Source organism: Pseudomonas tohonis (genome assembly GCF_012767755.2).
Lineage (GTDB): Bacteria > Pseudomonadota > Gammaproteobacteria > Pseudomonadales > Pseudomonadaceae > Metapseudomonas > Metapseudomonas tohonis.
Genome location: NZ_AP023189.1, coordinates 3,989,465 through 4,011,295, shown reverse-complemented (window position 1 = coordinate 4,011,295; position 21,831 = coordinate 3,989,465). Strand labels below are relative to the sequence as shown.

Here is a 21,831-nt window from a genome sequence, read left to right as displayed (position 1 = left end):
GGTCGTCATGCACCTGGAAGGTTCCTGCCACTGCCAAGCCGTGGTCTTCAGCCTCGACAGCGCCCATCCCTATCCCTACCAGCGCTGCTATTGCTCCATCTGCCGCAAGACCCAGGGCGGGGGCGGCTATGCCATCAACCTGTCCGCTGACGCGAAGAGCCTCAAGGTCACCGGGCGCAAGCACATCGGCGTCTATCACGCGCGGCTCAGGGAGGAGGGCGACGCACGGGCTCACGCCAGCACCGCCGAGCGGCATTTCTGCACGTTGTGCGGCTCCGGGCTGTGGCTGTTCAGCCCAGAGTGGCCGGAGTTGATCCATCCCTTCGCCTCGGCCATCGACACGCCCCTGCCGGTGCCGCCGGAGCACACCCACCTGATGCTCGGCTCGAAGGCCGACTGGGTGGAGGTTGAGGCCGGCGCCGGGGACCAGCGCTTCGATCTCTACCCGCAGGAATCCATCGCCCAGTGGCACCAGCGCCTGGGCCTGGAGCGCTGATCAGGCCGTGCGCGGCTCGGCGTCCACCTGCGACAGGGGCGCCGCCACGCTTTCCAGCGGCTGGCGTTCCGCCGCCACGCCCCAGAAGGCCTGAACCAGGCCGGCGCCGATCATCAGGGCGGCGCCGATCAGGTAGCCGATGAACACGTTGCTGCGTTCCGCGCTCTCGATCAGTTGGCCGAACAGCAGCGGGCCGATGATGCCGCCCAGGCCGGTGCCGAAGGCATAGAACACGGCGATGGCCAGGGCACGGATCTCCAGCGGGAAGGTCTCCGCCACCGTCAGGTAGGCCGAGCTTGCCGCCGCCGAGGCGAAGAAGAAGATCACCATCCAGGCGATGGTCTGCTGGGTGGCGTCGAGCATCTCCTGCTGGAACAGGTAGCCGCTGAGCGTCAGCAGCACCCCGGAGATGACGTAGGTGCCGCTGATCATCACCCGCCGCCCCACGTGGTCGAACAGCCGGCCGAGCAGCAGCGGCCCGCAGAAGTTGCCGAGGGCGAAGGGCAGGATGTACCAGCCCACGTTCTCGCTGGGCACGTCGTAGAAATCGGTCAGCACCAGGGCGTAGGTGAAGAAGATGGCGTTGTAGAAGAACGCCTGGCTGGTGAGCAGGCTCAGGCCCACGATGGCGCGGCGCCGGTGCACGTTGAACAGCGTATGGAACACCTCGCTCAGGGGCGTGTGGTCGCGGCCGCGCAGGCGCATCTTCGGCAGGTGATCGACGCTGGAAAGCGCGTGGCCCTCGCGGCGGAAGCGCGCCTCGATATCGTCGATGATCGCCAGGGCCTCCTGCGGCCGGTTGTGGATCATCAGCCAGCGCGGGCTTTCCGGCAGCCACAGGCGCATCAGCAGGATCACCAGGCCCAGCGCCGCGCCGATGCCGAAGCACAGCCGCCAGCCCATGTCGCCGCCGAGGATGTCCGGGTCCAGCAGGATCACCGAGCCCACCGCGCCCAGGGCCGCGCCGACCCAGAAGGTGCCGTTGATGCCCAGGTCCACCCAGCCGCGGAAGCGCGCCGGGGTGAACTCCTGGATGGTCGAATTGATGGCCGAGTACTCGCCGCCGATGCCGGCCCCGGTGAGGAAGCGGAACAGCATGAAGCTCCACATGTTCCAGGCGAAGGCGGTGGCGGCGGTGGCGCTGATGTACACGGCCAGGGTGAGGAAGAACATCTTGCGCCGGCCGATGCGGTCGGTGAGCCAGCCGAAGAACAGTGCGCCGAGCACCGCGCCGGCGATGTACATGCCGCCGGCCAGGCCCACCTCGGCATTGGTCAGGTGCAGCGCCGGGCTGTCCTTGAGCGCGCCGGCCACGGAGCCGGCGAGGGTCACCTCCAGGCCGTCGAGCAGCCAGGTGATGCCCAGCGCCATCACCAGCAGCGTGTGGAAGCGGCCCCAGGGCAGGCGGTCCAGGCGCGCCGGCAGGTCGGTCTCGTAGCAGCGCGGGTCGTCGCCTGTGGCCGCGCGTTCCCGGGCGGCATCGGCGGGCAGGGTGGTCGAGTTCATCGCAGGCTCCCTTGATCTTGTTGTTGCAGGCCGTGGGCCTGGCCATTGATCAAGAGAGCGCCGGTGTTGGCGGGGAGTTCAGGTTGTTTGCCGGCCGGCGCTGGGCGGATGGTTACAGGCTGCTGAGGACCTTGGCTTTCGCGCTTTCGTACTCGGCGGCGGAAAGCTTGCCCGCGTCGAACTGCTTCTTCGCCTCGGCCATGCCCTTGGCCAGCTTGTCGGCGCTGGCGGAGGCGGTCGCCGGGTTCATCAGCTTGGCCATGCCGGCCAGTGCGCCGAGATCCCCCTTGCCCTGGAAGGAGAAGGAGTCGCCTTCATCCACCGTGGTCTCGACGGTGGTGCGCGGTGAGCCGACGGTCGTGCGGCTGACCGTGCCAGGCGTCGCGCCGGAGAAGGCCGCGGAAAAGAGCGCGTCGAAGGCCGGGGTTCCCGGCATCGCGGCGCCCGGGATGGCCGCAGCCCCCGGCGCAGCCGGGCCGCCCGTGCTACCCGGCAGGCCGATGAAGCCGAGCCCCGAACGCTCCTCCATGCCGCGGACGCGGTTCTTCTCCCGCCATTCCTGTTCCTGCTGCTGGCAGTAGACGTACAGGGCGCGGGCGCTCACCGGCTCCAGGCCGTCGATGCGCACCAGGGTGCCGTTGTACAGGCGCAGGCTCAGCACGGCGCCGAACAGGCCCGGCAGCAGGTTCTCGTCGATGGCGGCGTCCTGCAGGTCCTGCCAGCGGATGTCGTGCATGCGGTAGCCGCCGAACGTGCGGCGGATGAAGATCACCAGGCGCATGTTGGTGGCGACCACGATCTCCCGGCGGTGCTTCAGCGCCTTCAGGCGCAGCTGGTGCGAGCCCTGGATGATTGTCTCGTCGCCGAGCAGCAGGGATTTGAGGGTGGTGAGGGCGGCCTCGATCCGGTCCATGGGCATGCATTCCTGGGGCAGTGGGGTGGCGGCAGAGTGCCAGCTGCCGAAGCGCCGGGCAAGCGCCCTGCGACGCACCTCACACGGCCGTGTTGACAGCGCGCGTGCTGCGGGTTTTCAATGCGCGCCTTTCCGATCCACCCCTCCATCCAAGTGGTGAAGCCAATGCCCCGCGCCAGCCAACACGCCTGACACCGACGACGGTTCATCGAGCCCTGTTGCTGGCCGCCCCTGGGTGGCTTCCACTGATTCCCCGCGATGCACGTCGTCGGTTTTCCCTTTTTCACAGGAGAAGACCATGACGGATCATTCCTGCGCCCATGCGCACAATCTCGAGCTGTTCAAATACCCGAGGACCCCGCACCTCGAATCCTCGCGCCTGCAGATCGGTGACAGCGATGCCGACCAGCTGGCCTACCGCGAGCTCGCCGGCTGCCACCTGGTGGTGGAGGAGAAGCTCGACGGCGCCAACGCCGCCATCAGCTTCTCGGCCGGCGGCGAGCTGCTGCTGCAGTCCCGCGGCCACTACCTGGTCGGTGGCGGCCGCGAGCGCCAGTTCAGCCAGTTCAAGCAGTGGGCCCGTGCCCACGAGCACCTTCTGCTGGAGCGGCTGGAGGACCGCTACGTACTGTTCGGCGAGGTGTGCAGCAAGCTGCATTCGGTGTTCTACGACCGGCTGCCGCACCTGTTCCTCGAGTTCGACATCTGGGACCGCCAGCAGCGGGCCTTCCTCTCCACCCGGGCGCGGCGCGCGTTGCTGGCCGGCAGCCCGGTGCTGTCGGTGCCGGTGCTCCACGAGGGCCCGCCGCCGCCTCGCCTGGCGGACCTGCTGAAGCTGGTGCGGCCGTCCCTGGCGCGCTCCGCCGGCTGGCGCGACGCGTTCGTCGACACCGTGCGGCGCGAGGGGCTGGACCTGGCCCGCGCCCAGGCCAACAGCGACCGCTCCGAGCTGATGGAAGGGCTGTACCTGAAGATCGAGAGCCCCGAACACACCCTTGGCCGGGTCAAGTGGGTGCGCCCGGACTTCGTCCAGGCCATCCTCGATTCCGGCATCCACCATTCCCAGCAGCCGTTCATCCCCAACCTGCTGGCTCCGGGCGTCGATCTCTACGCCCCCGAGCCGGTGGTGACCTGGGCCGACCTGGCTGCCGCACAAGGACGACACGAATGAAGATGGAACGACTGCGGGCCCTGGTGCCCGCCCCCGGCAGCGCGGCGGACTTCGACGCCTGCCTGGCGCTGATCCCGGCGCTGGGCGAGTTGGCCAGCACCCCGCAGGACCCGGTCTACCACGCCGAAGGCGATGTCTGGACCCACACCCGGATGGTGGTCGAGGCGCTGCTGGAGCAGGGCGCCTACGCCACGGCGGACGACGACGAACGCTTCGTGCTGTTCTTCGCCGCCTTGCTGCACGACATCGCCAAGCCGGCGACCACGGTGATCGACGAGGCCACCGGCAAGATCGGCCAGCCCGGCCATTCGCGGCGCGGGGCCATCGACGCGCGCATCCTGCTGTGGCGCGCCGGCGTGCCCTTCGCCCTGCGCGAGCGCATCTGCCGGATCATCGCCGTGCACCAGCTGCCGTTCTTCGCCCTGGCAGGGGACAAGAGCGGGCGCTCGGCGGAGTTCATCCTGCACAAGCTGTCCTGGGAGCTGCCGGTGTGGATGCTCTGCGCCGTGGCGCGGGCCGACATGCAGGGCCGCGACTATGTCGGCAAGCAGGCGCTGCTGGACGATATCGAACTGGTCGAGCAACTGGCCGAGGAAGAGGGCTGCCTGCGCGGGCCCAGGGCCTTCGTCGACGCGCACACGCGGGTGCGCTATTTCCGGGGGGCGCGGGTGCTGCCGGACTATCCCCTGCACCGCGAGGTCGAGGGCTCCGAGGTGATCGTCCTGTCCGGGCTGCCGGCCAGCGGCAAGAACTCCTGGCAGGCGAAACACAAGCCGGACCTGCCGGTGATCTCCTACGACGACGCGCGCGAGGCCCTGGGCCTGCGTCATGGGCAGAACGAGGGCGCCGCCGCGCACTTCGCCATCGACCAGGCCAAGGCCCTGCTGCGCGAGCGCCGGCCGTTCGTGTGGAACGCCACGCACCTGTCGGCGCAGATGCGCAAGAAGACCCTCGACCTGCTCTACGCCTACGACGCCCGCGTGCAGCTGGTGTACCTGGAGGCCAGCGAAGCGGAGATACGCCGGCGCAACACCCGGCGCGACAGCAGCCTGCGCAACCAGGACATCGCGCGGATGCTGTTCAAGTGGGAGGTGCCGCTGCCCACCGAGGCCGAGGAGGTGATCTACCCCGGCTGAGGTGGCGCTGCGTCAGGGGGTGTCGAGGGCGCGGGCCAGGTGGCCGAGGATCATGTTCCAGCCGTCGCGGGTGGCGGAGGCGTAGTGCGCCCAGGCGGGCCGCATCGCGTGCTCCAGCAGCAGTTCGCAGCCTTCGGCCAGCGGGGTGAAGGCAAGGCTGATGCGGTCGCGGGAAGGGTCGTTGCGGTCGATGCCGAAGGTGAACACCAGGCGTGTCGGCCGCTCGATCTCCAGGTACTCGCCCAGGTGCTCGGCGTCCTCCCCGCCACGCCGTTCGATGATGCAGTAGCTGCCCGCCACCCGGGCGTCGATGTCCACCACGCGCATCTCGCCATCGGCCGTGGCGAACAGGAAGCGCGAGGCGATCGCCGGGTCGAGCCAGGCGTCGAACACCTGCTCGGCGCTCTGGCGGAAGCGCCGCGTGACGCTGATGGTGGTGGGGGCCGCTTCGGTCATCGGGTGGCTCCTGGGCCTTGGGTTGTCTGTTGGACCGCGTCACGCGCCGATCTTCTTCCTCACCATGCGCAGGAGCTTCTCGCCGACGCGCTCGATGCCCTTGTTCTGCGAGACGATCTGCGCGCCCTCCATCAGGTAGGTCAGCTCCTCGGCGACCTCCTGCGCATCGGCCAGGCCGGCCTCTTCGCAGAGCGTGGCGAGACGGCGGAACTGCGCCTGCTTGTGGGCCTCGATCAGCACACGCGCAGGGTGCTGGTCGTCGGGGATCTCGGCGATCACGTTGGTGAACGAGCAGCCCCGGTAGGAGGAGGTCGACAGGTCGTCGGCGATGAACCGGGCGAAGCCTAGCAGCTGCGCCCGGGCGTCGTCAGGGTGCGCCTGCGCCAGGCGCTCGAAGATGTCCTGGTACTGCTCGATGTGCAGGCGGATCCACTCCAGCACCAGGGCGTCCTTGGACTCGAAATGCCGGTAGACGGTCATCTTGGTGGACTCGGCCTTGGCCGCGATGGCGTCCACCGTGACGCGGGTGATCCCTTCGTTGAAAAACAGCTCCTGCGCGGCATCGATGATGCGTTCGCGAGGGGGCAGGCGCATGACGCGTTCGGGTCGCATGGCGTTCTCCGCTTGACGACGATACCGATGAGTATCATGGTATACCCATCAGTATCGTTCGATACTGAATGGTATCGATCATACCTGCTTTATCGGGCAGGTGAACCTGGAGAACTGCATGAAAGCCGCTGAATACGCCGCCCTGGATGCCCTCGACCTGGCCGCCCTGATCGCCTCGCGCGACGTGACGCCGGAGGAGGTGCGCGCCGTCGCGCTGAAGGCCTTCGAGGCGTTGAACCCCTCGCTCAACGCCCTGGTCGAGCACTGGGACGACGAGCCGCTGCCACCTTCCGGGCCGCTGCGTGGCGTGCCCTTCCTGATCAAGGACGTGGGCGTGGCCATGGCGGGGCGCCGCAACGAGCTGGGCAGCCGCCTGGCCCAGGGCCTGGTCGCCCCGTTCGATTCGGAGCTGATGCGGCGCTTCCGTGAGGCCGGGCTGCTGACCCTGGGCCGTACCACCGTGCCGGAGCTGGCCGCCAGCACCGCCACCGAATCCCTCGCCACCGGCCCCACGCGCAACCCCTGGAACCCGCGATACGGCGCCGGCGGCTCCAGCGGCGGAGCGGCCGCAGCGGTGGCCGCCGGCCTGGTGCCGGTGGCCCACGCCACCGATGGCGGCGGCTCGATCCGGGTGCCGGCGGCGGTGACCGGCCTGTTCGGCCTCAAGCCCAGCCGTGGCCGGGTCTCCATGGGGCCGGGCCTCGACGAGGTGTGGAGCGGGCTGGCCATGCAGGGCGTGCTCAGCCGTACCGTGCGTGACAGCGCGGCGCTGCTGGACGCCATCCAGGGCCACGCACCGGGCGACCCGTACCGCATCGCCGCGCCCGAGCGCAGCTTCCTCGCGGAGCTCGCGCGCGAACCGGGACGACTGCGCATCGGCCTGCTGGTGCACCCGCTGAACGGCGCGCGCAGCGCGGCGTCCATGGTCTCGGCGGTGGAAGGCGTCGCCCGCCAGCTACAGGAGATGGGCCATGCGGTGGAAGCGGTGCAGCCGGATATCGGCCTGGACTGGGACACCTTCGTCGAGCTCAACGCGCGTTTCTGGGCCGCCAACACCGCTGACTGGATCGACGCCCTGGCGGCCCAGACCGGCCGGCCCATCGACGGCAGCACCCTGGAGCCGGCGAGCCTCGCCCTGTACGAGCTGGGGCGCGGCCTCAGTGCCATCGACCTGCTGGGCGCCATGCACTGGCGCAACACGGTGGCGCGCCACATGGGGGCCTTCTTCACCCGCTACGACCTGCTGCTGAGCCCGACCCTGGCCGATCAGCCACCGCTCATCGGCGAGTACAACCGTGGGCAGGAGAACCTCGACGGCCGTGGCTGGATGCACCGGGTCTTCCAGCAGTCGCCCTTCACCGCCCTGGCCAATGTCAGCGGCGGCCCGTCGATGTCCATGCCCCTGGCGCATGACGCCGCCAGCGGCCTGCCCATCGGCATCCAGCTCAGCGCCGATTGGGGGCAGGAGGGGATGCTGCTGCGCCTGGCCGGGCAACTGGAGCGGGCCCTGCCCTGGAGCGCCCGCACGCCGGAACTCTGGACCGGCACGCTGGACTGAGCGCCGGCTTCAGGCGGAAGGCCCCACCAGCAGGCGCACGCGTGCGCGGCCCTCGGGGCTGACTTCCAGCCCCAGGCTGTTCACCTCGGCACCCGCCCGCTCCAGCGCCTGCAGCCAGGCGAGCAGGTCGTCGAGGGCGCCTTCCAGGCCCAGGTCGATGCGTCCGCCGCCCTCGTGATCCATGCGCTCGATGGCCAGCCGCGACTCGGCGCTGGTGCGTGCCAGCAGGCCGGGCAGGGCGTCGCTGGCCAGCGTCGGCCGGGGCGTGGCCTGTGGCAGCGCGGCCAGCCCCACCTGCTGGCTCAGCGCCCGCTGGTAGTCCTCCTCGGCCAGGCGCAGCGCTTCGCGCTGGGGTTGCAGCAGTGCGCTCCAGAGCAGCACCGGGCCGAGGAACAGGGCGAGCAGGAGCAGTGCGCGGCGCTCGCGTGCGGGCAGCTGGCGCCAGCGTGATTGCAGGACGGGGAAGGGGTTCATGGCGGCGCTCCTGTCGTGGCTGGCCGGTTTCATCGGGTGATCCGCAGGCGGGTGCTGACGCCTTCGCCGCTGCGCGTGCTGGAGTCGGCCTGGACGTTCAGCCCCTGGGCGAGCAGCCCTTCGCGCAGGCGTTCGATGTCGGCGAAGGAGCCGGCCTCCACCCGCAGCGTCCAGCCCTCGTCGGCCCGGTAGTCGAGCTGGCGCACCTGGGCCAGGCTGCCGCCGCTGGCGCTCCAGGTGGCGGCCAGTTCGTGCAGTTCCTGCCCCACGCCGGTCGTGGGGCGGCCCGAGCCGGCCTGGCGGGCCTGCAATTGGCGGCCGAGATCGACCAGCGGCTCGCCGGGAAAGCGTTGCTGCCATTCGGCCTGGTTGGCCTGCTGGAGCTGTTCGGTGTCGCGTTCCAGCCAGTGGCGGTGCAGGCGGTCCTGGACCCCTTGCGCGGCGCAGGCGATCACCAGCAGCCCCGCCGCCAGCGCCCAGCCGGGACGCTGGCCGCCCCGCTTGGCGAACTCGCCCTGGCGCAGGTCGATGGCCCGGCGCGAACCGTCCGCCAGCAGCGGCCAGGGCGCCTGCTCCAGGCGCCGCAGGCCGTCGGGCAGCAGCGCGGCGAGTTCGCCCAGCCGGGCCTCCTGCAGCGCGCCGAACAGGGCGGGGTCGCCGCCGAGCAGCCAGCGGCCGGCGCAGGGCAGGGCGCAGGGCTCTTCCGGCGGCAGGCAGTCGGCGTCGACATGGATGCGCGCCGGCACCAGCCCGGCCCCGGCCAGGCGGGCCAGCAGCTCGCGCAGCCATTGCCGGTCGACGGCGATCACCCGGCACTGGCGGTCGACCAGGGCGCCGCGTGCCAGGTGCAGGGCGTCGAGATCCTCCAGCAGGACCTCTTCCAGCGCGGAGTCCAGCGCCTGGCGCAGCCAGCGGCCACTGCGCGAGGGCACCTGCACCCGATGCAGGCTGGCCGCCTCGGCCGGCAGCAGCAGGGTCAGGCGCAGGCCGGCGAGGCGTGTGGCGGCCTGGTGCAGGTCGCCCTGTTCGGGCTCGCCGTTCTCCAGCCACCAGGTGGCCGTGTCGGGGTCAGTGGGGGAAGCGAGGTGGAGCCAGGCGTGCACGGGTTCGATCCTTCAGGGTTGGGTGGGGGCCAGCAGCTGCCGGCGCAGCACGGCGAGGGTGCCGTCCACTTCCAGGCGCAGGTCGCTGGCCAGGTACAGGCGTCGTTCGCCCAGTTCGGCGGCGAGGTGCACGCGGAAATGGCGGCTGTCCACGGCCAGGCCACGGCTGTTCAATTCGCGGCCCTGCAGCAGCGGCAGCTCGACGAAGGCCTGCACGCTCGCGTAGCCCTGGGCGGGGCGGCCCTGCACCAGGGTGCGGGCGATGCCCGGGTCGAGGCCTTCGAGGGCGGCCAGTTGCTCGGCGCTGGCGGTGTTGAGGTTGAGGGCGCTGCCGCCCAGGGTGGCGACGAAGGCGCGCAAGCGTTGCAGGTCGGCGCCGCCCAGGGGCTCCAGGCGCAGCAGTTGGCTGCTGTCGGCCAGGGGCTGGGGCTTGCCGTCGTGGCCCGGGCGCGAGGGCAGCCGCGCCGGGTCGTGGGGGGGCAGGTCGAGCAGCTTCAGCAGGCGCTGGTAGCGGGCGCGGGCCGGGCCGTTGCTGCTGCGCAGGGTGTCGAGGTCGAAGCGCCCGGCGAGGTCTTCCACGCGGATGCGCACGAGCCCGCCGTCGAGTTCGAGCGCCTGGTCGCGTGCCCAGCCCTGGCCCAGGTGCACGCGCAGCGGCTCCTCGCGCTTGCCGAGCTCCTCGTGCAGGCGCTGGCGTGCCAGGGCCTCGCCGCTCAGGGCCAGTTGCCAGAGCTGCTGCTGGTGCAGCTGGTTGGCGCTGCTGGCCAGGCTCAGGCGTTGGCGGGCGAGCATGTCGCTGATGATCAGGGTCACCAGGGCGGTGATCAGCAGCACGCTGATCAGCGCAACGCCCCGTTGCCGGGCGTGCTCACTCATGCCGTTGCCCCGGGCTGCCGGGCAGCGGGATGACCCTGCGGATGTCCGGGAAACCGGGGGCGTCCAGCTCGATCTCCAGCGCACGCGGCAGGGCCAGCGCCCCATCGGCGGCGGGCCAGGCGTCCCGCGCCTGGCCGCTGGCGTCGATGTAGCGCAGGCGGGTCAGGGTGACGCCGTCCAGCAGGCGCTGGCTGCGCAGGGTGCCGCCGTCCAGGTCCTGGTAGTCGCGCAGCCAGCGACCCTGGTCCCAGCGGTGGGCGGCCTGCAGCACCTCGCTGCGGCGCTCCTGCAGCGGGTTGGCCCAGCCGCCGCGCACCAGGCGCAGCTCATGGCCGTGGCCGATCAGCGCCTGGCGCCGGCTGGGGTCGTCGGCGAGCGGGTGGGGCATGGCCTGCCACAGGTCGCGCTGCAGCACGTCCAGCGCCCGTTGCAGCTGGCGCAGTTCGCGCTCGTGCTGCTGGATGCGCCGCTCGCTGTGCAGCACGCGCTCCAGCAACTGGTAGCTGGCCAGGCCGAGCAGGCTGAACAGGGCCATGGCGATGAGCACTTCGAGCAGGGTGAAGCCGCGCTGCGTCATGGCGCCGCCTCGATCAGGCCGCTGAGGCGGGCGCGGACCCGGGGCGGCGTGCCCGGCTCGGCCACTTCCAGGGTGACCCGGCGCAACCCGGCGCTGGTGGCCTGGCCGACCTCGCTGAACAGCAGCCACTGGCGCCCGGCGAAGGCGATGCGCTCCTGGCGCAGGCCGGGCTCGGGCGCGCGCATGCCGGCGCGCAGCTCGTTGAGGCGGTTGTCCGCCAGCCACTGGGCGAGGCTGCGCTCGGTGAGCCCGGCGCTGTTGCCGGCGATATGCCCGGCGGCGCTGTACAGGGCGACGGACAGGGTGGCGAAGATGGCCAGGGCCACCATCACCTCCAGCAGGGTGAAGCCGTCAGGGCGCCTCAATGCGCACCTCCTCCAGGCCGTCGCTGGCGAGGGTCAGCTGCGGCTTGCCGCGCAGCTCCAGGTGCAGGGTGAAGGGGGAGATCTCGTCGCTGGAGAGCACCAGCAACTGCGGGCCGCCGGCCGTGGCCGCCGGGGCATGCTCGTCACGCTGCAACTGCAGGCGCAGCGACGGCGCCAGTTGCTGCGGGCGGTAGCCGGGCGCGGGCCGCCAGCGGCCGTCGGCCTCCAGGCGTTGCACGCTGTAGCCGTCGGCCTCGATGCGCAGGCCGAACTGGCTGTGGCCGAGCACCGCGTCCTCGCGCAGCAGCGCGATCAGCGCACCCAGTCGCTCGGCTTCGCGCCGCGCCTCCTGGCCACCGTTGTCACCCTGGGCCAGCCCGGCGAGCCCCGCCACCAGCCCCACCAGGAGGATGACCACGAGGATCTCCAGCAGGGTGAAGCCCCGCGCGCGGTTCATGGATGGGCTCCAGCGCCGATGAGTTCGCTCCCACAGAGGGGCGGCGTGCTTCGTAGGAGGGGTGGAGCGGAGCGAAACCCATGCGGCCCAGGTGATGGGTTTCGCAGGGCTCCACCCATCCCGCGGAATGCGTGCTTGCGCGGGGGCATCTCAGCGATCCCAGTTGCCGATGTCGGCGTTGAGGCCCTCGCCGCCGGCGCGGCCGTCGGCACCGAAGGAGAACAGGTCATAGGCGCCGCGGCTGCCGGGGACGATGAACTGATAGGGGTTGCCCCAGGGGTCGACGGGCAGGCGCTTGAGGTAGCCATCGGGGTTCCAGTTGCGCGCGGGCGGGCTGCCGGCGGGCCGGGTGACCAGGGCGTCGAGCCCTTGCTGGGTGCTGGGGTAGCCGTGGTTGTCGAGCTTGTAGATGTCCAGCGCCATGGCGATGGCGTTGATGTCGGCGCGGGCGGCGGTGACCTTGGCCTGGTCCGGGCGGCTCATGATCTGCGGCACCACGAGGGCGGCGAGCACGCCGAGGATGACGACCACGACCATGATCTCGATGAGGGTGAAGCCCTGTTCTCTGCGTCGGTTGTGCATGGGGGTTCCTGCCGTTCAGGCGATGAGTTGGTTGAGGCTGAGGATGGGCATGAGGATCGCCAGCACGATCACCAGGACGCTGGCGCCCATGAACACCAGCATCGCCGGCTCGAACAGGCCGACCAGCATGGCGATGCGGTTGGCGAGCTGGGTTTCCTGCTGGCGCGCGGCGCGGTCGAGCATGGCGTCCAGCTCGCCGGAGCGTTCACCGCTGGCGATCATGTAGAGCATCATCGGCGGGAACAGCGCGCTGCGTTCCAGGGCCCGGGTCAGGGCGCCACCTTCGCGCACGGCGCGGGCGACGTCTTTCAGACCGGTCCGAATCTGCCCGTTGGCCACGACTTCCGCGGCGATCTCCAGCGCGTCCACCAGCGGCACCCCGCTGCGCCCGAGGATCGCCAGGGTGCTGGTGAAGCGCGTGCAGTCGCTGGCCCGCAGCAGGCGGCCCAACAGCGGCAGGCGCAGTTGCAGGCGGTGCCAGGTGAGCCGCGCGCCCGGCAGGCGCAGGGCCAGGCGCAAGCCGAAGGCGAGGGCGGCGATGACGATCAGGCCCGCCAGGCCATGGCGCTGCAGCGCCTCGCTGGTGGCGATCAGGCCTCGGGTGAGGACGGGCAGTTCCTGGCCGCTGTCGATGAACACCTTGACCACGTCCGGCACCACGAAACCGAGCAGGAAACCGACGATGCCGAAGGCCGCCAGCAGCAGGATGCCCGGGTAGAGCAGCGCCAGTTGCACCTGCTGGCGCGCGGCCTGGCGCGACTCGGTGTAGTCGGCCAGTTGCAGCAGCACCTGGCCCAGGTGCCCGGCACGCTCGCCGGCGGCGACGGTGGCGCGGTACAGCGCCGGGAAGGCGCGGGGGAAGTCGGCCATGGCGCGGGCCAGCCCGTGGCCCTCCAGCACCCGCGCGCGGATGGCCAGGACCATGGCCTGCTGGCTGCGTTTCTCCGATTGCGCGGCGACGGCGGCCAGCACCTCCTCCAGGGGCAGCGCGGCCTGCACCAGGGTCGCCAGCTGGCGGGTGAGCAGGGCCAGGGCGGCGGCGTTGAGCCCCCGGCCCGAGGTCCGCGTCCCGGGCTCGTGCCCGCCCTTGGCGGCGCGCAGGCGCAGGGGCACCAGCTGGCGGTCGCGCAGCAGCTGGCGGGCCTGGCGTTCGCTGTCGGCTTCCTGCACGCCGCGCTGGCGGGCGCCGCTGGCGTCCATGGCGAGGTATTCGAAGGCGGCCATGCTCAGTCCTCCCGGGTCACGCGCAGCAGCTCGTCGAGGCTGGTCACGCCGGCCAGCACCTTGTCGCGGCCGTCCATGAACAGGCTCGGGCCGTGGCGGCGGGCGTGGCGGGTCAGCTCGGCTTCGCCGGCGCCCTGGTGGATCAGCTGGCGCAGCGCCTCGTCCAGCAGCACCAGTTCGTAGAGCCCCTGGCGGCCGCGATAGCCGCTGTGCTGGCAGGCGGGGCACCCCACCGCGTGCCACAGCGGGGGCGGCGCGGCCGCGTCCAGCCCCAGGTGGGTGCAGGCGGCGGCATCGGCCGGGTGCTGCGCCTTGCAGTGCGGGCAGAGCACGCGCACCAGGCGCTGGGCCAGCACGCCGACCAGCGAGGTGCAGAGCAGGAAGGGCTCGACGCCCATGTCCACCAGGCGCGTGACCGCGCCCACCGCGCTGTTGGTGTGCAGGGTGGAGAGCACCAGGTGGCCGGTGAGGGAGGCCTGCACGGCGATCTCGGCGGTCTCGCGGTCGCGGATCTCGCCGACCATCACCACGTCCGGGTCCTGGCGCAGGATGGCGCGCAGGCCCCGGGCAAAGGTCATGTCGACCTTGGTGTTGACCTGGGTCTGGCCGATGCCGGGCAGGTGGTATTCCACCGGGTCCTCGATGGTCAGGACGTTGCGGCTGGCGCTGTCGAGGCTGGAGAGCCCGGCGTAGAGCGTGGTGGTCTTGCCCGAGCCGGTGGGGCCGGTGACCAGGAGGATGCCGTGGGGCCGGGCCAGGGCGCCTTCCAGGCGCGTGCGGGTGCCGTCGTCCATGCCCAGGCGGGCGAGGTCGAGGCGCCCGGCCTGCTTGTCCAGCAGGCGCATCACCACGCGCTCGCCGTGGGCGGAGGGCAGGGTGGAGACGCGCACGTCGACCTCGTGGCCGGCGATGCGCAGGGCGATGCGGCCGTCCTGGGGGATGCGCTTCTCGGCGATGTCCAGGCGCGCCATGACCTTGATCCGCGACACCAGCAGGCCCGCCAGTTCGCGGCGCGGCCGGAGGATCTCGCGCAGGAGGCCGTCCACCCGCATGCGCACGGAGAGGTGCCGCTCGAAGGTTTCCAGGTGGACGTCCGAGGCGCGGGCCTTCACCGCCTCGCCGAGGATGGCGTTGATCAGGCGGATGATCGGCGCGTCGTCCTCCTGCTCCATCAGGTCGGTGGTCTGCGGCAGCTGGTCGGCGAGGCTGGCCAGGTCGTCGTGCCCGGCCATCTGCTCGTCCAGGCCCTCGGCCACCTGCTGGGCATCGCCCTGGCCGTCCTGGTAGCAGAGCGCCAGGCGCTCGGCGAAGGCCTCGGCGTCCAGCACCTGGCAATGGCTGGGCTCGCCGTGCCGGCGCCGCACCTCGGTGACGATCGCCAGCGCCGTATCGGCGCGGCACAGCAGCTGCCCCGCGTCCAGCAGCACGCCGTGGCGACGGGCGTAGGCGAAGGGCAGGCGCGCGCTGCTCATCGGTCGCTGCCCCGGCGCAGGTCGAGCGCCGGCTCGGCGTCGATCTCGAACAGCTGGCGCGGATCGCTGGGCAGCAGCAGCCGGTTGGCGGCCGGGTCGCTGGCGCGCAGCCGGCGCAGGCCGTCGTAGCGGCGCTGGCCCAGGTCTTCGGCGGAGGTGCTGTTGCGCAGCAGGGTGGGGCGCAGGAAGACCATCAGGTTGGTCTTCTCCACCACTTCCTTGGAGGAGCGGAACAGCGCGCCCAGCAGCGGGATGTCGCCCAGCAGCGGCACCTTGCTGACCTGGACCCTGGCGTTGTCCTTGATCAGGCCGCCGATGACGATGATCTGCCCGTCGTCGGCGAGGCTGGTGCTCTTCACCGAGCGCTTGTTGGTGATCACGTCGCTGGTGGCGATGCCCGCCGGCGCGGCGGCCAGCTCGGAGCTCTCCTGTTCCACCTTCAGGCGCAGGGTGTCGCCCTCGTTGATGTGCGGGGTGACCTTGAGGGTGATGCCGATGTCGCGGCGCTCCACCGTGGTGAAGGGGTTGGAGGCGCCGGCGCTGTCGGTGGTGTAGGAGCCGGTCTGGAAGGGCACGTTCTGGCCGACGAGGATCTCCGCCGCCTCGTTGTCCAGGGTCAGCAGGCTGGGGGTGGAGAGCAGGTTGTTGTTGGAGTCGCTGGAGAGCGCGTTGATCAGTGCGCCGAAGTCGCGGCTGCCGATGCCGATCAGGGTGCCGTCGGGCAGGGCCGGGCGCTTGCCGCCCTCGGCCCCGGCGATCACCGAGCCGATGGCCAGCCCGCTGCCGCCGAACTGCACGGCGCCGGCGATATCACCGCCGCGCCCGGCCCATTGCACGCCCAGGGCCTGGTTGATGTCGCCGCTGACTTCGACGATCGCCGCTTCCACCAGCACCTGGGCGCGTGGGCGGTCGAGCTGGGCGATGATGCCGTCGAGCATGGCCAGCTGGGCGGGCTCGGCCATCAGTACCAGGGCGTTCTGGCTTTCGTCGGCGCTGATGAGGATGGAGCCGGCCTGGCCTTCCTTGCCGCCGCGCCCGACTTCGAGGCGCTTGCCGATGCCGCTGAGCAGCTCGGCCATGAGCTTGGCGTCGCTGTGGTGCAGGCGCAGCACGCGGGTGCCGTCGCTGGCGTCGCCCGGTACGTCCAGGGTCCGCGCCAGGCGCGCCATCTGCGCGCGGGCGGGCTCGGGGCCGATGAGGATCAGGCGGTTGCTGCGGGCATCCGCCACGGCCTTGGCCGAGGGCGCGCCGGAGCCGGCCTGGGCGACGCTTTCGCTGAGGGTGGCGGCCAGGTCGGCGGCCCAGGCGTGGCGCAGGGAGAGGGTGCTGAAGGCGCGCTGGCCGGAGGCGTCCAGCTCGGCGACCACCTGGCGGATGCGCTCGACGTTGCTGGCGCTGTCGGTCAGCACCAGGGCGTTGGCGGTGGTGGAGGGCGCGACATAGGCGTCGGCGGCCACCAGCGGGCGGACCACGGCAGCCACTTCGGCGGCGCTGGCGTTGCGCAGCGGCAGCACCTGGGTCACCACCGCCTCGCCGGCGCTGCCGTCGTGTTCGCTGGCGCGGGTCTTGGCGTCGGCGACCGGGACGATGAGCACGCGGTTGCCCTGCTCCAGGGCGGCGAAGCCCTGGCTGCGCAGGACGCTGAGGAACAGGGCGTAGATGCCGGCCTGGTCCAGGGCGGCGGCCGATTGCACGGTGACCTTCCCGCTCATGCGCGGGTCCAGGACCATGGTCTTGCCGGTGATCGCGCCGACTTCGCTGACCAGGTCGCGCAGGTCGGCGTCCTTCATGTTGAGGGTCCACTGGCGCTGCTCGTCCTTGGCGGCGAGTACGGCGAGGGGGCAGAGCAGGGTGCCGAGCATCAGCAGGGCGCGGGTGGTGCGGGTAAGGTTCATGGCGTCGTCTCGGGCGAGGGCGCTGGCGCGGCCAGGGGCACCAGCAGGGTTTCGGCGGGGCGGGCGAAGCCCAGGCGCTGTTCGCGGCCATTGCGTAGGATGAGCACGTGGTCGGCCTCCACGCTGCGCAGCAGGGCGCCGCCGGGCAGGCATTCGCCGGGGCGGTGGAAGGCGCTGCCGCCGGGGGAGGCGATCAGCGCGCGGGAGTCGTCGGGGTGATCGGCACGCAGGCTGGCGAGCAGGGTCAGGAGCATGCCGGGGTCTTGCTCGTGGGCGTCCGGCTGCGGCGGCATCGCGCCGAACATCAGGGCGATGGCGGTGGCGTCCAGGGTCGGCACCTGCATGGCCTCCGGCAGTGGCGGCCGGGTCGGCCGGGCATCGGCCTGGGCACGCAGGGCCTGGCGGTAGTCGCCGCTGCCCAGGCCCAGCCAGGCCAGCCAGGCGCACAGCAGCAGCGCGGCCAGGGCGTGCAGGGCCCGGGGCGGCAGCGCGCGCGGCAGGGTGGGGATGAGCGTCATGGCGGCGGTTCCGTCGGGGACGGGAACGGCCCGGCGGCTCCTGGCCGTCGGGCGTTCCGGTTCATCGGGGTGGGGGCTCGGGCCGTGGCCCGGCCCCCGGTCGGGTTACTTGCGGTCCCAGGCCATGGTCCAGTGGGAACCCTTGCCCGGTTCGAACTGGTTCGAGCTCGGGGTCCACTGCTTGCAGTAGCCGCTGGCGGGGAAGGGCTTGCACTGGTAGACGTTGCCGTCCTTGGCCAGCACGGTGGTGCCGGCCTTGTAGCCGGCCAGGCCGTCCGGGAAGACGAAGTCGTACTTGGCATTGCCCGGGTTTTCGCCGCCGCCCGGGTTCTCGCCACCGTTACCCGGTTCGGCGATCAGGCTGAAGCTGTGGGTCTGCTGCAGCAACTCGCCCTTCTTCGGCGTGGCCACGACCACCAGGTCGTGCTTGCCCGCTTCGGCCTTCAGCAGCGGGATGTGGAAGTGCGGGGTGTTGCCCGGCGCGGCTTCCTGGTGGGCGATGGTCTCGCCCTTGGCGTTGAGCACCGTGGCCTTGACCTGGTACTCGCCACCCTGGGCGATGGCGTTGAAGTGCAGGTCGGCCTTGCCGTCCTTGATCTGGTAGCTGCCCTGCAGGCCGGTCAGGCCCAGGGAACCCGGCACGCTCGGCTTGTCCTTCTGCACCTCGACGCGTACCACCTTGCTGTCGGCCTTCACATGGATGCCGTTGCGGCCGTAGTTGGGCACGATGTCGCCGGTGGTGTTCAGCTCGCCCAGCTTGTAGCCGAGGTCGGCGGCATTGACCTTCTGCGCCAGCAGGAAGGGCCAGTTGTCGGCCTGGGCCTGGTTGGCGTTCTCGATCTTCAGCGAAATGCTGTTGAGCTGGCCGGTCTTGGCGAAGGCGCGCAGGGTCACGGTGTCGCCGACGCTGAGCGGCTCGGGCTGTACGGCGCCGATCAGGTTCCATTCCGGTGCCGGCGGGGTGGTGCCGCCGTTGCCGGCGCCCTCGTTGTCGATGTTGACGTCGACGACCTGGTAGAAGGTGGCGTCGGTGTCGGCGATGCGCCAGGTGGCGAGGACTACGTGGTAGCCACTGCGGTCAGCGGGGATGTTCAGACGGTGGGTTGATTTCTTGCCATGTTCGGGTTTGGCATGACCGCTGGTGGCGAAGTCCTCGTGCAGCAGCGGGGCGGCTTCGAAGGAGGCGCGGGTCAGCGGCTGGTTGGGGTTCCAGTCCTTCTTGGTGATGTAGAACTGCCAGTAGGCGGTGGCGTGGCCGGCGGTGTAGTGCCAGCGGAAGTCCTGCATGCCGGGCTTGATGGTGGTCTTGTGCCAGCGGGTGGCGGTCTGCTCGTTCAGCGGGCTGTAGGCGTTGTGGCCGCCGGCGGCGATGGTGCCGTCGGCCGGGCCGCATTCGCGGAAGGTGCCGCCGCACCATTTGCCGCCGAAGTGGTTCTGCGCCTCGGGGCGGTATTCCACGCTTTGCGGTTCCCACTGGATGGAGCCGCAGTTGGCGTTGAGGTTGCCACCGCCCGGGCTGCACATCTGCGCTCGGGATTTCGGGCTCTCGATGTAGCCATGGGAGAAGGCTTGCTGGGATGCCAGGGTGGCGAGGCCGACCGCGAGGGCGAGGGGCAGCTTGCGCAGGGTGCGCTTGGAAATGCTCATCGAAGTACCTTTCTGAGAGGGAGTCGAAATGGGCGCTCCGATATCGCTGCCTGTTGCAGGCAGGCCCGCCGCGACAGGTTGGCAGCGATATCTGGAGCGGATTCAGGATGCCTCCGGGGAGGTTCCTGTCCCATCGGACGAGTCCGAGAATGGCTTTGTGAATGCGCGGGGGAGGGGCGCGACCAGGCGGCGTCGAATTCGACGTCCGGGGCGGCACGAAGGCGATCGGGCTGCTTGAATCAAAGCTCGTCGAGGGCTGTCAGAGCAGAAGGTCCAGCTGCCGGGAGGACATATGGACGTAACCCCTCTCCCCACCAATGAATCCGAACGCCAGAGCAAGGTCCGTGCGTTGCGGCCGCTGGAAGATCGGCAGGACGAGGTCTTCGAGAAGCTGGTGCAGATGGCCACCGCCTATTTCGAGGTGCCCATCGCGCTGGTCTCGATCATCGATGACAACCGCCAGTGGTTCTGCGCCAAGGTGGGCCTCGCCGTGAGCGAAACGCCCCGGCGCGATGCCTTCTGCGCCCACGCGGTGATGTCGGAGCAGCTGTTCCAGGTCGGCGACGCGCGCCTGGACGAGCGCTTTTGCGACAACCCGCTGGTCACCGGCGAGCCCGGCATCCGCTTCTATGCCGCCGTGCCGCTGCTCACCGAGGAGCGCCTGGCCCTGGGCAGCTTCTGCATCATCGACAGCGAACCGCGCCCGCCGCTTTCGGCGCGCGACGCAGCCATGCTGGAGTCCCTCGCGCAACTGGCGATGCTGCGCCTGCGCAACATCCGTGAGGCCACCTTCATCGACCAGCCCACCGGCCTGTACAACCGCCTGCGCCTGGAAGAGGACGTGGAGGGTGCGCTGCGCGCCGGCCAGCGCATCACCGTGGTGGCGGCGGACATGATCGCGCCGGCCTTCCTCAACGACATCGTCAAGGTGCTCGGCTACCCCTTCTCGGCGGCCTTGATGCTGCTGATCAAGACCCGGCTGCAGCAGGCCCTGCCGGAGGGGCACCTGCTCTACAAGATCAGCCCCACGCGCTTCGGCTTCATCATCCACGGCGCCCGGCGCGATGCCGTGGAAAGGCTCTCCCACGCCCTCGCCGATGTCTTCTCGGCGCCCATCGAGTGCGAGGGCATCCCCCTGCAGATCCGCTTCGGCGCCGGCATCCTCGACCTCGATCCGGCGATGGACAACCGCGACTGGCTGCGCCTGCTGGTGAGCTCGGCCGACAACGCCCGCGAGACCGGGGTGCGCTGGCGCTACTACGAAGCGGCCCTGGACCATGCCCAGCAGCGCGCCTTCCTGCTGCTGTCGTCGCTGTCCAAGGCGGTGCACGCCGAGGACCAGCTGCGCCTGGAGTACCAGCCCCGCGTCGACCTGCTCAGCGGGCGCATGGTCGGGGTCGAGGGGCTGCTGCGCTGGCGCCACCCGCAACTGGGCGGCATCAGCCCGGCGGAATTCATCCCCCTGGCCGAGCGCACCGCGCTGATCCGCCCGCTGAGCCTGTGGGTGGCCGAGCGGGCCATCGTGCAGGCTTCCCAATGGCAGCGGCAGGGCTGGGACTGGAAGGTGTCGATCAACGTCTCGGCCAACGACATGGACGATGCCGATTTCGTCGACCGCATCATCGCCCTGGTGCGCAGCCACCGGATCGACCCGGCGGGCCTGGAGCTGGAGTTCACCGAGAGCGTGCTGATGAAGAACCCCGAGGAGGTGCAGCGCAACCTGCAGCGCCTGCGCGCGGAGGGCATCGAGCTTGCCATCGACGACTTCGGCACCGGCTACAGCAACTGGTCCTACCTGCGCGACCTGCCGGCCAGCGCGGTGAAGCTGGACCAGTCCTTCATGCGCAACGTGCAGACCGAGCTGCGCGACCAGCGGGTGGTGGGCGCGGTGATCCAGCTCGCGCGGCAGCTGGGCTACCGGGTGGTGGCCGAGGGCGTGGAGACCGAGGAGCTGTACCGCCTGATGCAGTGGTGGGGCTGCGACGAGGTGCAGGGCTACTACGTGGCCCGACCTATGCCACCGGAGCAGTTGGAGGCGTGGCACCGCTCGCGCAGCTGACCCGGGCCGGCACGGGCCCGGGCAGGCTGGGGCGGGGCGTTCAGGACAGGGCGGGCTGGCCTTCGCTGGCCGGGCCGGCCTGGGCGAGGATGAAGGCCTGGGGAACCAGCGGGTGCAGCGCGGCATCGGTCTCGTGGCGCACGGCCTCGGCTTCGTCCAGCAGGTGACGCCAGGTTTCCGCATCCAGCCCGGCGAAGTCGCGCAGGGCGTTGATGTAGCCCTGGGCTACGCCGAAACGGTAGGCGAGGGTGCGCCCGTCCGCGGCGTTGCGCATGTGTTGCAGCCGTTCACGGGCTTGGCTGAGGGCCAGTTCGGGGGAAATGTTCATCGAAGTTCGACTCCTTCGTAACGATATGGCGCTTCGATCGCCACCTGGCGCATCGATACGATGTTGATCTCATATTCATATGAAGGGTTCAGGTCAGGTTCGCGGATTTTTCATCGGCCCTCGTCCGGGCCTGGGCCAATTCCCGGGGTGCCTTGAACCGGGCTGGTTCCGTAGGAGCGGTTTCAACCGCGAAAAGGGGCAATCGCGGATGAATGGGCTGTGCCGGCATCAAGTGTTGCGAGAAGGTTTTTGGCCAAGCCGGTTGCCGAGCTTTGCTGGTGTTTCTGGTTTCGCCCCCCCGGGCGAGTTTCTTTTGGCAGTCGTCGGGGTGCCGCACCACCCAAAAGAAACCAAAAAGGCTTGCCCCTGCATACGGGTCTGGCTTCGCCAGACTCCCCTCGCTCCA

22 protein-coding genes are annotated in these 21,831 nt (G+C 70.6%); 5 read left to right on the top strand and 17 right to left on the bottom strand.

Annotated features, from left to right (window positions below; genetic code table 11):
• Positions 1–7 precede the first annotated feature (7 nt).
• Positions 8–496 (top strand): GFA family protein, encoded by a 489-nt coding sequence (locus HSX14_RS18165; RefSeq protein WP_173177431.1) that lies wholly within the window; start codon positions 8–10, stop codon positions 494–496.
• Here the strand turns inward: HSX14_RS18165 and HSX14_RS18160 are convergent, their stop codons facing one another.
• Together HSX14_RS18160 and HSX14_RS18155 are read right to left on the bottom strand one after the other, a co-directional pair.
• Complete coding sequence (locus tag HSX14_RS18160) at positions 497–2,002, bottom strand: MFS transporter (RefSeq protein WP_173177429.1); 1,506 nt, start codon at positions 2,000–2,002, stop codon at positions 497–499.
• 112 nt (positions 2,003–2,114) lie between these two features.
• Positions 2,115–2,915 carry a PH domain-containing protein gene (locus HSX14_RS18155; protein WP_173177427.1) on the bottom strand — a complete coding sequence of 267 codons (801 nt, stop codon included), beginning with the start codon at positions 2,913–2,915 and terminating at the stop codon, positions 2,115–2,117.
• 298 nt (positions 2,916–3,213) lie between these two features.
• Between HSX14_RS18155 and HSX14_RS18150 the strand changes: the two genes are divergently transcribed.
• Positions 3,214–4,086: an RNA ligase family protein gene (locus HSX14_RS18150; protein ID WP_173177425.1), complete on the top strand. Its 873-nt coding sequence runs from the start codon at positions 3,214–3,216 to the stop codon at positions 4,084–4,086.
• Positions 4,083–5,222 (top strand): AAA family ATPase, encoded by a 1,140-nt coding sequence (locus tag HSX14_RS18145; RefSeq protein WP_173177424.1) that lies wholly within the window; start codon positions 4,083–4,085, stop codon positions 5,220–5,222. Before HSX14_RS18150 ends, HSX14_RS18145 begins: the two co-directional genes overlap by 4 nt.
• Before the next feature lie 12 nt (positions 5,223–5,234).
• On the opposite strand, the gene HSX14_RS18140 is transcribed toward HSX14_RS18145, so the two are convergent.
• Together HSX14_RS18140 and HSX14_RS18135 are read right to left on the bottom strand one after the other, a co-directional pair.
• Entirely contained in the window at positions 5,235–5,678 is a 444-nt protein-coding gene (locus HSX14_RS18140) for an SRPBCC family protein (protein ID WP_173177422.1), read from the bottom strand.
• Positions 5,679–5,717: 39 nt separating this feature from the next.
• Positions 5,718–6,290, bottom strand: a complete 573-nt coding sequence (locus HSX14_RS18135) for a TetR/AcrR family transcriptional regulator (protein ID WP_173177420.1) — start codon at positions 6,288–6,290, stop codon at positions 5,718–5,720.
• Positions 6,291–6,408: 118 nt separating this feature from the next.
• Between HSX14_RS18135 and HSX14_RS18130 the strand changes: the two genes are divergently transcribed.
• Complete coding sequence (locus HSX14_RS18130; protein WP_173177418.1) at positions 6,409–7,848, top strand: amidase; 1,440 nt, start codon at positions 6,409–6,411, stop codon at positions 7,846–7,848.
• Between the two features lie 9 nt (positions 7,849–7,857).
• Here the strand turns inward: HSX14_RS18130 and gspM are convergent, their stop codons facing one another.
• The 12 genes from gspM to gbpA all read right to left on the bottom strand — a co-directional run bounded on the left by gspM (position 7,858) and on the right by gbpA (position 19,038).
• A complete protein-coding gene (gene gspM / locus HSX14_RS18125) occupies positions 7,858–8,322 on the bottom strand; it encodes a type II secretion system protein M (RefSeq protein WP_173177416.1) in 465 nt (154 codons plus the stop codon).
• A gap of 29 nt (positions 8,323–8,351) precedes the next feature.
• Positions 8,352–9,425 carry a type II secretion system protein GspL gene (gene gspL / locus HSX14_RS18120; RefSeq protein WP_173177407.1) on the bottom strand — a complete coding sequence of 358 codons (1,074 nt, stop codon included), beginning with the start codon at positions 9,423–9,425 and terminating at the stop codon, positions 8,352–8,354.
• A 12-nt stretch (positions 9,426–9,437) separates the two neighbouring features.
• Positions 9,438–10,301 carry a type II secretion system minor pseudopilin GspK gene (gspK, locus tag HSX14_RS18115; RefSeq protein ID WP_173177405.1) on the bottom strand — a complete coding sequence of 288 codons (864 nt, stop codon included), beginning with the start codon at positions 10,299–10,301 and terminating at the stop codon, positions 9,438–9,440.
• Positions 10,294–10,878 carry a type II secretion system minor pseudopilin GspJ gene (gspJ, locus tag HSX14_RS18110; RefSeq protein WP_173177403.1) on the bottom strand — a complete coding sequence of 195 codons (585 nt, stop codon included), beginning with the start codon at positions 10,876–10,878 and terminating at the stop codon, positions 10,294–10,296. Before gspJ ends, gspK begins: the two co-directional genes overlap by 8 nt.
• A complete protein-coding gene (gene gspI / locus HSX14_RS18105; protein WP_173177401.1) occupies positions 10,875–11,243 on the bottom strand; it encodes a type II secretion system minor pseudopilin GspI in 369 nt (122 codons plus the stop codon). The genes gspJ and gspI overlap by 4 nt, the downstream gene beginning before the upstream one ends.
• Positions 11,230–11,700: a type II secretion system minor pseudopilin GspH gene (gene gspH / locus HSX14_RS18100; RefSeq protein ID WP_173177399.1), complete on the bottom strand. Its 471-nt coding sequence runs from the start codon at positions 11,698–11,700 to the stop codon at positions 11,230–11,232. Before gspH ends, gspI begins: the two co-directional genes overlap by 14 nt.
• Positions 11,701–11,850: 150 nt before the next feature.
• A complete protein-coding gene (gspG, locus tag HSX14_RS18095; RefSeq protein WP_111261278.1) occupies positions 11,851–12,282 on the bottom strand; it encodes a type II secretion system major pseudopilin GspG in 432 nt (143 codons plus the stop codon).
• A gap of 15 nt (positions 12,283–12,297) precedes the next feature.
• Positions 12,298–13,506 (bottom strand): type II secretion system inner membrane protein GspF, encoded by a 1,209-nt coding sequence (gspF, locus tag HSX14_RS18090; protein WP_173177397.1) that lies wholly within the window; start codon positions 13,504–13,506, stop codon positions 12,298–12,300.
• Between the two features lie 2 nt (positions 13,507–13,508).
• Positions 13,509–14,978, bottom strand: coding sequence for a type II secretion system ATPase GspE (gene gspE / locus HSX14_RS18085; protein WP_173177395.1), 1,470 nt, complete (start codon positions 14,976–14,978; stop codon positions 13,509–13,511).
• Positions 14,975–16,873 carry a type II secretion system secretin GspD gene (gene gspD, locus HSX14_RS18080; RefSeq protein WP_173177393.1) on the bottom strand — a complete coding sequence of 633 codons (1,899 nt, stop codon included), beginning with the start codon at positions 16,871–16,873 and terminating at the stop codon, positions 14,975–14,977. Before gspD ends, gspE begins: the two co-directional genes overlap by 4 nt.
• Positions 16,870–17,391: a type II secretion system protein N gene (locus tag HSX14_RS18075; RefSeq protein WP_173177391.1), complete on the bottom strand. Its 522-nt coding sequence runs from the start codon at positions 17,389–17,391 to the stop codon at positions 16,870–16,872. Before HSX14_RS18075 ends, gspD begins: the two co-directional genes overlap by 4 nt.
• 105 nt (positions 17,392–17,496) lie before the next feature.
• Entirely contained in the window at positions 17,497–19,038 is a 1,542-nt protein-coding gene (gene gbpA, locus HSX14_RS18070) for an N-acetylglucosamine-binding protein GbpA (RefSeq protein WP_173177389.1), read from the bottom strand.
• Between the two features lie 292 nt (positions 19,039–19,330).
• Here gbpA and HSX14_RS18065 point away from each other — a divergent pair, with 292 nt between their 5' ends.
• Entirely contained in the window at positions 19,331–21,097 is a 1,767-nt protein-coding gene (locus HSX14_RS18065; RefSeq protein ID WP_173177387.1) for a putative bifunctional diguanylate cyclase/phosphodiesterase, read from the top strand.
• A gap of 40 nt (positions 21,098–21,137) precedes the next feature.
• On the opposite strand, the gene HSX14_RS18060 is transcribed toward HSX14_RS18065, so the two are convergent.
• Positions 21,138–21,425, bottom strand: coding sequence for a hypothetical protein (locus HSX14_RS18060; protein WP_173177385.1), 288 nt, complete (start codon positions 21,423–21,425; stop codon positions 21,138–21,140).
• Positions 21,426–21,831 lie beyond the last annotated feature (406 nt).